The sequence below is a fragment of the Caldimonas mangrovi genome, from assembly GCF_023721835.1.
GTDB classification, from domain to species: Bacteria; Pseudomonadota; Gammaproteobacteria; order Burkholderiales; family Burkholderiaceae_C; genus Caldimonas; species Caldimonas mangrovi.
Map to the genome: position 1 here is coordinate 358,784 of NZ_JAMKFE010000005.1, position 11,531 is coordinate 370,314.

Sequence of the window (11,531 nt, forward strand, 5' to 3'; positions counted from 1 at the left end):
AAAACGGCCCGCATCGCGGGCCGTTTTTTGTTTCGCGCAGGTGCGGCCGATCAGGTCGGCAGCGGCTCGCTGGCCCCGCCCATCACGTGGCTGAAGCCGCCGTCGACGTAGGTGATCTCGGCGGTCACGCCCGAGGCCAGGTCGGACAGCAGGAAGGCCGCGACATTGCCGACGTCCTCGATCGTCACGTTGCGCCGCAGCGGCGCGTTGGTCTCGACCACCTCGAGGATCTTGCCGAAGCCCTTGATGCCCGACGCCGCCAGCGTCTTGATCGGCCCGGCCGAGATGCCGTTGACGCGGACGCCCTTCGGGCCGAGGCTGGCGGCCAGGTAGCGGACGCTGGCTTCCAGCGAGGCCTTGGCCAGACCCATGGTGTTGTAGCTCGGTACGTAGCGGGCGGCGCCCAGGTAGCTCAGCGTCAGCAAGGCCGCGCTGGGGTTGAGCATCGGTGCGGCGGCCTTGGCCATTGCCGGGAAGCTGTAAGCCGAGATGTCGTGTGCGATGCGGAAGGCATCGCGCGACAGCCCCTCGAGAAAGTCACCGGCGATCGCCTCGCGCGGCGCAAAGCCGATCGAGTGGACGAACCCGTCGAAGCTGGGCCACGTCTTGCGCAGGTCTGCGAACAGCTGGTCGATCTGGGCATCGTCACCGACGTCGCAGTCGAACACGAGCTCGGTTTCGAATTCCCGTGCAAACTCGGCAATGCGATCCTTGAAGCGCTCGCCGACGTAGCTGAACGCCAGTTCGGCCCCTTCGCGTCGGCACGCCTTGGCAATGCCGTAGGCGATGGAGCGGTTGGACAGCAGGCCGGTGATCAGCAAGCGTTTGCCAGCGAGAAATCCCATGGTGTCTCCAAAAATCAGGAATCGCGGATTTTCGCATGCCGCCTTGCCGCGGCGGGTTGCAAGAGGGGTGCGGGTCGGGGTATCCCAAGCGTAACCAGGGAATAAGCCGGGCCCAGGACTTGCTTGACTTCTGGCGCCGAAGTACAATTCGACTTTCGCTAAGTCATGGTCAGTGGGCGGAGGAATCCAGCCCATTTTTTTTGCTTGGGCGGATTTTTTGCGAAGTTTTCGTGGGTGGCCGATGTGCGCCGTTGTGAAGCAAGTGTGGAGCAACTGTATCGCGTCGGGGCGAAACGATTTCCACGTTGTTCAGGAGTACGGTCCGAAGTGGTAGGTCAGGTGGGTTGGCAGGCTTTGGTAGAGAGCACCGTCACGGGCCTGGGCTACGAGCTCGTCGAGCTCGAGCGCAGCGCGCGGGGCTTGCTGCGCGTTTTCATCGACAAGCTGCCGAACGACCCGGGCGGTGAGTTCATCACCGTCGACGACTGCGAGAAGGTCACACGGCAACTCCAGTACCTGCTGGAGGTCGAAGGCGTGCCCTACGAGCGGCTCGAAGTTTCCTCGCCTGGCCTGGACCGCCCGCTGCACAAGCAGGCCGACTATCTGCGTTTTGCCGGCCAGGATGTCGACATCACCCTGAAGGTCCCGTTTCAGAACCGCAAGAAGTTCCGCGGCGTGCTGGAGGCCGAAGGCGACAACTGGCGTCTCGTCTTCAATGACGGCAAGCAGGATCAGGCCCTGAGTTTTTCGATCGAAGAGGTGCGCGAGGCTCGCCTGGTGCCGGTGGTGGATTTCAAAGGCCGCCGCCGCAACAAGCCCGAGGCTCCCGCTGACGCGCCCTCAGCCAACGCACAAGAAGACGGAGGTCAAGTTTCATCATGAACCGCGAACTGTTGATGCTGGTTGATGCCATCTCTCGCGAGAAGAGCGTCGACCGCGACGTGGTGTTCGGCGCCGTCGAGGCCGCGCTGGCTTCGGCCACCAAGAAGCTCTATTCGGGCGAGGTGGACCTGCGCGTCTCGGTCGACCGCGAGACCGGTGAATACGAGACCTTCCGCCGCTGGCACGTGGTGCCGGACGAAGCGGGCCTGCAACTGCCTGACGCAGAGATCCTGCTGTTCGAAGCTCGCGAGCAGATTTCCGATATCGAGGTCGACGACTACATCGAGGAGCCGGTCGAGTCGGTACCGATCGGTCGCATCGGTGCGCAGGCCGCCAAGCAGGTGATCCTGCAGAAGATCCGCGATGCCGAGCGCGAGCAACTGCTGACCGACTTCCTCTCGCGCGGCGAGAAGATCTTCGTCGGCACCGTCAAGCGCATGGACAAGGGCGACCTCATCATCGAATCAGGCCGTGTCGAGGGGCGCCTGAAGCGCAACGAGATGATCCCCAAGGAGAATCTGCGCACCGGCGACCGCGTACGTGCCGTCATCGCCGAGGTCGATCCGACCGCACGAGGGCCGCAGATCATGCTGTCGCGCAGCGCACCGGCCTTCATGGTCGAGCTGTTCCGCCAGGAAGTGCCGGAGATCGAGCAGGGTTTGCTCGAGATCAAGAGTTGTGCTCGCGACTCCGGTTCACGCGCAAAGATTGCGGTGCTGTCGCATGACAAGCGGGTCGACCCCATCGGCACCTGCGTCGGTGTGCGCGGCTCACGCGTCAATGCGGTCACCAACGAACTGGCCGGCGAACGCGTCGACATCGTGCTGTGGTCGGAGGATCCGGCGCAGTTCGTGATCGGTGCGCTGGCGCCGGCCAACGTGGTGTCGATCGTGGTTGACGAGGAGCGCCACGCGATGGACGTTGTCGTCGACGAGGAGAATCTCGCGATCGCGATCGGCCGCGGCGGGCAGAACGTCCGCCTGGCGTCCGAGTTGACCGGCTGGCGCATCAACATCATGACGGCGGAGGAATCCCAGGCCAAGCAGGCCGAGGAGACCCACACGAGCCGTGCGCTGTTCATGGACAAGCTGGACGTGGACCAGGAAGTCGCCGACATCCTGATCGAGGAAGGTTTCACCAGCCTGGAAGAAGTGGCCTATGTGCCGCTGCAGGAGATGCTGGAAATCGAAGCCTTCGATGAAGACACCGTCAACGAGTTGCGCACCCGTGCCAAGGACGTGCTGTTGACGATGGAGATTGCCAAGGAAGAGAAAGTCGAGGAAGTGTCGCAGGACCTGCGCGATCTCGAAGGTCTCGACGGCGAACTGATCGCCAAGCTCGCCGACGGGGGAATCCACACCCGCGACGACCTGGCCGACCTGGCCGTCGACGAACTGACCGAGATGACGGGCATGGACGAGGCGCGTGCCAAGGCGCTGATCATGAAGGCGCGAGAACATTGGTTCACCGCCTGAAGGCCGAGCCGCCGCCGCCCGCGTATGTCGCGATCCCTGCCACTCACTGAACTCGCTCTGCCCCAAGGATACACACAATGGCCGTTACCACAGTCGCACAGTTCGCCTCGGAGCTGAACCGCCCCGCGACGGCGCTGCTCGAGCAGCTCAAAGCCGCAGGGGTGGCGAAAGGGTCGCCGGAGGACTCGTTGACCGAAGCAGACAAGGAACGTCTGCTCGATTTCCTGCGCTCGTCGCACGGCACAGCCGGCGGTGAACGCAAGAAAATCACGCTCACCAAGAAGTCCACCACCGAGATCAAGCAGGCTGATTCGTCGGGCAAGGCGCGCACGATCCAGGTCGAGGTGCGCAAGAAGCGTGTATTCGTCAAGCGTGACGATGCACCGGCCGTGGTCGAGGAAGCACCGGAGTCGAAGACGCCGGTCGTCGACGACGCCGAGTTGCAGCGCCGCGAGGAAGAAGCCAGCCGCCAGGCCGAACTGCTGCGCCGTCAGGAAGAAGAGCTGGCGGAAAAACGTCGTGAACGCGAGGAGCAGGAGCGTCGCCAGCGCGAAGAGGCGGAAGCCGCACGTGCCCGCGAGTCCGAGGAAAAGGCCGCCGCCGAAGCAGCAGCACGTGCCGCGCAGGCTCAGAAGAGCACGGCGGTCGTTGGCGAAGAACCGCCTCCTGCTGCAGCCGAAGCCCCGGTGGCTGCGCCTGCACCGGCACCGGCACCCGAGACGCCGAAACCCGGCGTGCGCGTCGTGCGTGCCGCTGAAGTCGAGGCCGAAGAGAAGCAGCGCATGGCCGATCTCGAAAAGCGCCGCAAGGCTGCTGAAGCCGAGGCGGCCGCGATCCGCGCAATGATGGCCGCGCCGAAGAGGGGGGTGCTGACCGCGAAGAAGCCTGAGGACGAGAAGCCGAAGGCCGACGCGAGCAAGGAAGGCATCAAGGGCACGATCCACAAGCCGAAGGCAGTTCCGGGCGCGGCAGGTGCTGCGGCGCCTGCAGCGCCGGGTGCCAAGCCGGGTGACAAGAAGTCGGTCAAGTCCGAGAAGCTTTCGTCGAGCTGGGCCGACGACGCTGCGAAGAAGCGCGCACTGAAGACCCGCGGCGATTCGTCGGGTGGCCGTGCCGGCTGGCGCGCGCCCTCCAAGGGCGGTCGTCGTGGTGACCGTGGCGATGGCGGCTCGGGCTACACGCCGCCAATGGAGCCGCAAGTGCATGAGGTGCACGTGCCGGAAACCATCAGCGTGGCCGATCTGGCACACAAGATGTCGGTCAAGGCGTCCGAGGTCATCAAGCAGATGATGAAGCTCGGCCAGATGGTGACGATCAACCAGCAGCTGGACCAGGAGACCGCGATGATCGTGGTCGAGGAGATGGGCCACAAGGCGCTTGCCGCCAAGCTGGACGATCCGGAGGCCTTCCTGGAAGAAGACGTCACGACGCAGGACCACGAGCTGTTGCCGCGCGCACCGGTGGTGACCGTCATGGGCCACGTCGACCACGGCAAGACCTCGCTGCTGGACTACATTCGCCGCTCCCGCGTTGCCGCGGGTGAGGCGGGCGGCATCACGCAGCACATCGGCGCCTACCACGTCGACACGCCGCGCGGCATGATCACCTTCCTCGACACGCCGGGCCACGAGGCCTTCACGGCGATGCGGGCGCGCGGCGCAAAGGCGACCGACATCGTCATCCTGGTGGTGGCGGCCGACGACGGAGTGATGCCGCAGACCAAGGAAGCGATCCACCACGCGAAGGCGGCGGGCGTGCCCATCGTCGTGGCGATGAACAAGATCGACAAGCCCGAGGCCAACCCCGAGCGGGTGAAGTCCGAGCTGGTCGCCGAAGAGGTGGTGCCGGAAGAGTTCGGCGGTGAATCGCCGTTCTGTCCGGTGTCCGCCAAGACCGGCCAGGGGATCGACGAGCTGCTCGAGAACGTGCTGCTGCAAGCTGAAGTGCTGGAGCTGAAAGCTGCCAAGGATGCGCCGGCCAAGGGCCTCGTGATCGAGGCCCAGCTCGACAAGGGGCGCGGCCCGGTGGCGACCGTGCTGGTGCAGTCAGGTACGCTGAAACGCGGCGACGTGGTGCTGGCGGGCTCGAGCTTCGGACGTGTGCGCGCCATGCTGGATGAAACCGGCAAGCCGACCCAGGAAGCCGGCCCATCGATTCCGGTCGAGATTCAGGGCCTGACCGAAGTGCCGCAGGCCGGCGACGAGTTCATGGTGCTGGCCGACGAGCGCCGGGCGCGCGAAATCGCGACCTTCCGGCAGGGCAAGTACCGTGACGTCAAGCTGGCCCGCCAGCAGGCTGCCAAGCTCGAGAACATGTTCGAGCAGATGGGGGCCGGCGCGGTCCAGAACCTGCCGCTGATCATCAAGGCCGACGTGCAGGGTTCGCAGGAGGCACTGGCGGCCTCGCTGCTGAAGCTGTCGACCGACGAAGTCAAGGTGCAGATCGTGCACGCGGCGGTGGGCGGTATCAGCGAGAGCGACGTCAACCTGGCACTGGCGTCCAAGGCGGTGCTGATCGGCTTCAATACCCGAGCCGATGCCGGCGCGCGCAAGCTTGCCGAGCACAACGGGGTGGACATCCGCTACTACAACATCATCTACGACGCGGTCGATGAGATCCGTGCGGCGATGTCTGGCATGCTGGCGCCGGAGCACAAGGAAGAGATCATCGGAACCGCGGAGATCCGCCAGGTGTTCCGTGCCTCCAAGATCGGCTCGATCGCCGGCTGCATGGTCACCTCCGGGATCATTCGCCGCAATGCGCGCCTGCGCCTGCTGCGCGAAAACGTGGTGGTCTTCACCGGCGAACTGGAATCGCTCAAGCGCTTCAAGGACGATGTCCGCGAGGTGAAAGAGGGCTTCGAGTGCGGTTTGAACATCAAGAACTACAACGACATCGCCGAGGGCGACCAGTTGGAGTTCTTCGAGATCAAGGAAGTGGCACGAACGCTGTAAGGCGGAACTTGTCGCACCTGCAGCAAGCCCCGCCGATCGAAAGATAGGCGGGGTTTGTGTTTGGGCGGCAAAGAAGGAGTCACACCGATGCGACACAAGCGATCCATTCCCAACCGCAGCTACCGCGTGGCCGACCAGATCCAGCGCGACGTGGCCGAGCTGATCCGCGACCTCAAGGACCCGCGTGTCGGCATGGTCACGGTCAACGCGGTCGAGGTGACGCCGGACTATGCACACGCGAAGGTGTTCTTCTCGCTGCTGGTCGGCAATCCTGAGGAATCCGAGGCGGCACTGAACGAGGCGGCGGGTTTCATTCGCAACGGGCTGTTCAAGCGGCTGCAGATTCACACGGTGCCGACGCTGCACTTCGTGTTCGACCGCACCACCGAACGGGCGGCCGACCTGAACGCGCTCATCCACCAGGCCAACGCGAACCGCGCGAAGGAATGAGGCAGGACGAGCCATGCACGCTCCGATGACGACGCTACCAGGCACGCGGCAGAAGCTGCCGCGTCGCGCCGTCCATGGCGTGCTGCTGCTCGACAAGCCGCTAGGCTTGAGCAGCAATGACGCGCTGCAGAAAGCCAAGCGGCTGTACCGGGCCGAAAAGGCCGGTCATACCGGCACGCTCGACCCGTTGGCGACCGGTCTGCTGCCGCTGTGCTTCGGTGCGGCAACGAAGTTCTCCCAGGTGAGCCTGGAGGCCGACAAGACCTATCGCGCGCGCCTGAAGCTCGGCGTGCGCACGTCGACCGGCGATGCGGAAGGCGAGGTGCTGACGGAACGCCCGGTGCACTCGACGCGCGACGATGCGCTGGCGGCCTGCATGCGCTTCGTCGGCGTGATCGACCAGGTGCCGCCGATGCACTCGGCGCTGAAGCGCGACGGCAAGGCGCTGTACGAGTATGCGCGCGCCGGCATCGAAGTCGAGCGCGAGCCGCGCCGCGTGACGATTCATCGCATCGACATGCTCGACTGCCAGCATGACGAGGTCGAGATCGAGGTGCGTTGCAGCAAGGGCACCTACATCCGCACGCTGGCCGAGGACATTGGTGAAGCGCTCGGCTGCGGTGCCCACCTGATCGCGCTGCGCCGCACGGCCAGCGGCCCGTTGATGCTGTCGGGCGCCGTGACGCTGGAGCAACTCGAAGCAGCGAGCGAAGCCGAGCGCGACGCGCTGCTGCGGCCGGTCGATGAGCTGCTCGGCGAGTGGCCGGTGCTCAGGCTCGAAGCCGACGACGCGGGTCGTTTCCTGAGCGGCATGCGACGGCGCACCGTGCAGGCCGACGCGCCCCAGGTGCGTGTCTACGGTCCGCAGCAGGCCGCCTTTCTGGGCAGCGCCAGCGTCAAGGCCGGCGAACTGATTTCAACGCGGTTGTTGAGCCCGCTGGAGGTCGAAGGACTTCTGAATGCTCAAGCATCGAAGAACCGAAACCCATCATGAGCAAGCAAATTCGCAACATCGCCATCATCGCCCACGTCGACCATGGCAAGACCACGCTGGTGGACCAGTTGCTGCGCCAGTCCGGCACCTTCCGCGAGAACCAGCAGGTCAGCGAACGCGTGATGGACAGCAACGACATCGAGCGCGAGCGCGGCATCACCATCCTCGCGAAGAACTGCGCAGTCAGCTGGCAGGACACCCACATCAACATCGTCGACACCCCGGGGCACGCCGACTTCGGCGGCGAGGTCGAGCGAGCGCTGTCGATGGTCGACGGCGTCGTGCTGTTGATCGATGCGCAGGAAGGGCCGATGCCGCAGACGCGCTTCGTGACCAAGAAGGCGCTGGCGCTGGGCCTGAAGCCTATCGTCGTCGTCAACAAGGTCGACAAGCCGGGCGCTCGCCCCGACTACGTCATCAATGCCGCGTTCGAGTTGTTCGACAAGCTCGGCGCCGACGATGAACAGCTCGACTTCCCGGTGGTCTATGCGTCCGGCCTGAACGGCTGGGCCTCGCTGGAAGAAGGCGAGCCGGGCCAGCAATGGGGCCAGGACATGAGCGCGCTGTTCAACACCGTGCTCAAGCATGTGCCGGCGCACGAAGGCAACCCGGACGCTCCGCTGCAGCTACAGATCTCGTCACTGGACTACTCCACCTACGTCGGGCGCATCGGCGTCGGCCGCGTCAACGCCGGCACCATCAAGCCGGCGATGGATGTGCTGGTGATGGAAGGCCCCGACGGCAAGTCCTACAAGGGCCGCATCAATCAGGTGCTGAAATTCGAGGGGCTGGAGCGCAAGCAGGCCAACTCGGCCGGCCCGGGCGACATCGTGCTGATCAACGGCATCGAAGACATCGGTATCGGTGTCACGTTGACCGACCCGCTCGAACCGCAGCCGCTGCCGATGTTGAAAGTCGACGAGCCGACGCTGACGATGAACTTCTGCGTCAACACGTCGCCGCTGGCCGGTCGCGAAGGCAAGTTCGTCACCAGTCGCCAGATCTGGGACCGGCTGCAGAAGGAATTGCAGTCGAACGTCGCGCTGCGTGTGCGCGAGACGCCCGAAGACGGCATCTTCGAAGTCTCGGGCCGTGGCGAACTGCACCTGACCATCCTGCTGGAGAACATGCGCCGTGAAGGCTACGAGTTGGCTGTCTCGAAGCCGCGCGTGGTGTTCCAGGACATCGATGGCGAGCGCTGCGAGCCGATCGAGATGGTCACGGCCGACATCGAGGAGCAGCACCAGGGCGGCGTGATGCAGGCGCTGGGCCTGCGTCGCGGCGAGCTGGTCAACATGGAGCCGGATGGCATGGGCCGGGTGCGACTGGAATACCGCATCCCTGCGCGCGGACTGATCGGCTTCCAGAACGAGTTCCTGAACCTCACGCGCGGCACCGGCCTCATCAGCAACATCTTCGACGGCTACGAACCCTACAAGGGCGAGATCGAAGGCCGCAAGAACGGGGTGCTCATCAGCCAGGACGATGGCGAGATCGTGACCTACGCGCTCGGCAAGCTGGACGACCGCGGCCGCATGTTCGTGAGGGCTGGTGATCCGGTCTACGAAGGCATGATCGTGGGCATCCACAGCCGCGAGAACGATCTGGTCGTCAACGCGGTGCGGGCCAAGCAGCTGACGAACTTCCGCGTTTCGGGCAAGGAAGACGCGATCAAGATCACGCCGCCGATCGAGTTGACGCTGGAGTACGCCGTCGAGTTCATCGAAGACGACGAACTGGTCGAGATCACGCCGAAGTCGATCCGGTTGCGCAAGCGCTTCCTCAAGGAGCATGAGCGCAAGCGTGCCCAGCGCGAAGCCGCCTGAGCAGGGCGTTCGGTCGTTTCAACCAACAAGAAGGGGGCTGCGGCTCCCTTTGTCGTGTATGTCGCATTCGCGTGCTGTGGCGTTGATGGTGGTCGTCACGCTGATGTGGAGCATTGCCGGCGTCGTGACACGCCACCTGGAGGCCGCTCGCGCCTTCGAGGTGACGTTTTGGCGCAGCTTCTTCAATGCTTGCTTCCTGCTGGTCGCCCTGGCGCTGTGGCGCAGGGGCGGGCTGTGGCGCAGCTTCGCCAACGGTGGCTGGCCGCTGTGGGTGTCAGGCCTGATGTGGTCGATCATGTACACGTGCTTCATGGTCGCGCTGACGCTGACGACGGTGGCGAACGTGCTGATCACGATGGCGCTGGCGCCGCTCGCGACCGCGCTGGTGTCGCGCGTGGTCTTGAAGCAGCGCCTGCCGGCGCGCACCTGGGGTGCCATTGCAGTGGCCGGTGCCGGCATCGCATGGATGTACGGCAGCGAGGTGAGCGGTATCGACCCGCAGCATCTGCTGGGCACGCTGGTTGCGCTCGGTGTACCGATGGCGGCAGCCGTCAACTGGACGGTCATTCAACGCAGCAGCCATCGTGGAAGGCCGGGGGCCACTCAGGACATGCTGCCGGCCGTGCTGATCGGTGCAGCGCTGTCGGCCCTGGTGTCGCTGCCGCTGGCGTGGCCGATGCAGGCTTCGACGCACGACCTCTCGCTGCTGGCGTTGCTGGGCCTGTTCCAGCTCGCCATTCCCTGCCTGTTGGCTGTTCAGCTCGCACGCGTGTTGCCGGCACCTGAGGTGGCGTTGCTGGCGCTGCTCGAAGTGGTGTTCGGCGTCGCCTGGGCGTGGCTGGGCGCCGGCGAAGCGCCAACGCCGCATGTGCTGGGTGGTGGTGCACTGGTGCTGCTGGCGCTGGGCACCAACGAGGCCCTGGGCCTGCGTCAGGCACGCGAACGGCGCTAGCATCGTCCCCATCGAAGTACCGGAGACAAGATGAATTCCCGCGCGCTTTCCCTTCAGTCCAACGGCCATGTGCTGCACGACACGTTCGGCGATGTCGGCATCATCACGCTGAACCGACCGCAGGCGTTGAATGCGTTGTCGCTGCCGATGATTCGCGACCTGACGACCCTGTTGCTGGCGTGGCGTGACGATCCCGCCATCAAAGCGGTGTTTGTGCGGGGTGCCACGCAGGAAGGCAAGGCCGTGGCCTTCTGTGCCGGTGGCGACATCCGCTTCTTCCACCAGGCGGCACTGTCCGGCAACCCCCAGCTCGAGGACTTCTTCACCGAGGAGTACGCGCTCAACCACCTGATTCATGCCTACCCCAAACCCTACATCGCGTGGATGGACGGCGTCGTGATGGGCGGCGGCATGGGCATCAGCCAGGGGGCGGCGCTGCGCATCGTCACCGAGCGCACGAAGATGGCGATGCCCGAGACGAACATCGGGCTGTTTCCAGACGTCGGTGGCGGCTGGTTCCTGTCGCGCTGTCCTGGCCAGGTGGGGGAATACCTGGCGCTGACCGGACAGGTGATCGGCGCGGGCGATGCGCTGGCCTGGGGCCTGGCGGACGGCTTTGCCGCATCCGACGCACTCGACACCTTCGAGGATGCGCCGAACGCCGGCTTCTTCTCCAGCGATGCCGAGGTGCTGCGGTATGCCCGCGCGCGGCTGAAGCAGGCTCCGGCACCCTTGCTGGCGGCCGAGCAGCCGGCCATCGACTACCACTTCGCGCAGCCGACCGTGCGCGAGATCATGGCCTCGCTGCAGCAGGACAGCAGCCCTTGGGCGCAGGAGACATGGGCCGCGATGCGCAAGCGCTCGCCGTTGATGATGTGCGTCACGCTCGAACAGATCCGCCGTGCGCGTTCGATGGGCCTGGCCGACGACCTGCGGATGGAACGCGATCTCGTGCGCAACTGCTTCTTCATCCGCCCGGGCGAGGCCAGCGAGACCGTCGAAGGCATCCGCGCGCTGGCGGTCGACAAGGACCACAGCCCGCGCTGGAGCCCGCCCACCGTGGAGACGGTGACGCCGGAGATGGTGCAGCAGTTCTTCCGCAGCCCCTGGCCCCGGCACGCGCACCCTCTGCACAGCCTGGATTGATCCATCG

At 65.2% G+C, this 11,531-nt stretch carries 9 protein-coding genes; 8 read left to right on the forward strand and 1 reads right to left on the reverse strand.

The genetic code is table 11. From position 1 onward, the window contains the following. Nucleotides 1–50: 50 nt before the first annotated feature. Nucleotides 51–845 carry an enoyl-ACP reductase FabI gene (fabI, locus tag M8A51_RS11055; RefSeq protein WP_251778337.1) on the reverse strand — a complete coding sequence of 265 codons (795 nt, stop codon included), beginning with the start codon at nt 843–845 and terminating at the stop codon, nt 51–53. Nucleotides 846–1,184: 339 nt separating this feature from the next. On the opposite strand from fabI, the gene rimP reads away from it, so the two are divergent. The 8 genes from rimP to M8A51_RS11095 all read left to right on the forward strand — a co-directional run bounded on the left by rimP (nt 1,185) and on the right by M8A51_RS11095 (nt 11,524). Beyond that, complete coding sequence (gene rimP, locus M8A51_RS11060; RefSeq protein WP_251778459.1) at nt 1,185–1,727, forward strand: ribosome maturation factor RimP; 543 nt, start codon at nt 1,185–1,187, stop codon at nt 1,725–1,727. Then, the gene (gene nusA / locus M8A51_RS11065) at nt 1,724–3,202 is read left to right on the forward strand and encodes a transcription termination factor NusA (RefSeq protein ID WP_251778339.1); all 1,479 of its coding nucleotides are present in this window, start codon (nt 1,724–1,726) and stop codon (nt 3,200–3,202) included. The genes rimP and nusA overlap by 4 nt, the downstream gene beginning before the upstream one ends. Before the next feature lie 77 nt (nt 3,203–3,279). Continuing rightward, nucleotides 3,280–6,156 (forward strand): translation initiation factor IF-2, encoded by a 2,877-nt coding sequence (gene infB, locus M8A51_RS11070; RefSeq protein ID WP_251778341.1) that lies wholly within the window; start codon nt 3,280–3,282, stop codon nt 6,154–6,156. A gap of 87 nt (nt 6,157–6,243) precedes the next feature. Next, complete coding sequence (gene rbfA / locus M8A51_RS11075; RefSeq protein ID WP_251778343.1) at nt 6,244–6,606, forward strand: 30S ribosome-binding factor RbfA; 363 nt, start codon at nt 6,244–6,246, stop codon at nt 6,604–6,606. A 25-nt stretch (nt 6,607–6,631) separates the two neighbouring features. Beyond that, nucleotides 6,632–7,600, forward strand: coding sequence for a tRNA pseudouridine(55) synthase TruB (gene truB / locus M8A51_RS11080; RefSeq protein ID WP_251778345.1), 969 nt, complete (start codon nt 6,632–6,634; stop codon nt 7,598–7,600). Then, nucleotides 7,597–9,426 carry a translational GTPase TypA gene (typA, locus tag M8A51_RS11085; protein ID WP_251778347.1) on the forward strand — a complete coding sequence of 610 codons (1,830 nt, stop codon included), beginning with the start codon at nt 7,597–7,599 and terminating at the stop codon, nt 9,424–9,426. Before truB ends, typA begins: the two co-directional genes overlap by 4 nt. Nucleotides 9,427–9,484: 58 nt before the next feature. Further along, on the forward strand, nt 9,485–10,378 hold the full coding sequence (locus M8A51_RS11090; protein WP_251778349.1) for a DMT family transporter: 894 nt from the start codon (nt 9,485–9,487) through the stop codon (nt 10,376–10,378). 30 nt (nt 10,379–10,408) lie between these two features. Next, nucleotides 10,409–11,524: an enoyl-CoA hydratase/isomerase family protein gene (locus M8A51_RS11095; protein WP_251778351.1), complete on the forward strand. Its 1,116-nt coding sequence runs from the start codon at nt 10,409–10,411 to the stop codon at nt 11,522–11,524. The last annotated feature ends 7 nt before the right edge of the window (nt 11,525–11,531 follow it).

Excerpts from the sequence above, each read along its gene's own strand:
- fabI (WP_251778337.1), bottom strand. The coding sequence starts at position 845 with ATGGGATTTCTCGCTGGCAAACGCTTGCTGATCACCGGCCTGCTGTCC.
- nusA (WP_251778339.1), top strand. The coding sequence starts at position 1,724 with ATGAACCGCGAACTGTTGATGCTGGTTGATGCCATCTCTCGCGAGAAG.
- infB (WP_251778341.1), top strand. The coding sequence starts at position 3,280 with ATGGCCGTTACCACAGTCGCACAGTTCGCCTCGGAGCTGAACCGCCCC.
- rbfA (WP_251778343.1), top strand. The coding sequence starts at position 6,244 with ATGCGACACAAGCGATCCATTCCCAACCGCAGCTACCGCGTGGCCGAC.
- truB (WP_251778345.1), top strand. The coding sequence starts at position 6,632 with ATGACGACGCTACCAGGCACGCGGCAGAAGCTGCCGCGTCGCGCCGTC.
- typA (WP_251778347.1), top strand. The coding sequence starts at position 7,597 with ATGAGCAAGCAAATTCGCAACATCGCCATCATCGCCCACGTCGACCAT.
- M8A51_RS11090 (WP_251778349.1), top strand. The coding sequence starts at position 9,485 with ATGTCGCATTCGCGTGCTGTGGCGTTGATGGTGGTCGTCACGCTGATG.
- M8A51_RS11095 (WP_251778351.1), top strand. The coding sequence starts at position 10,409 with ATGAATTCCCGCGCGCTTTCCCTTCAGTCCAACGGCCATGTGCTGCAC.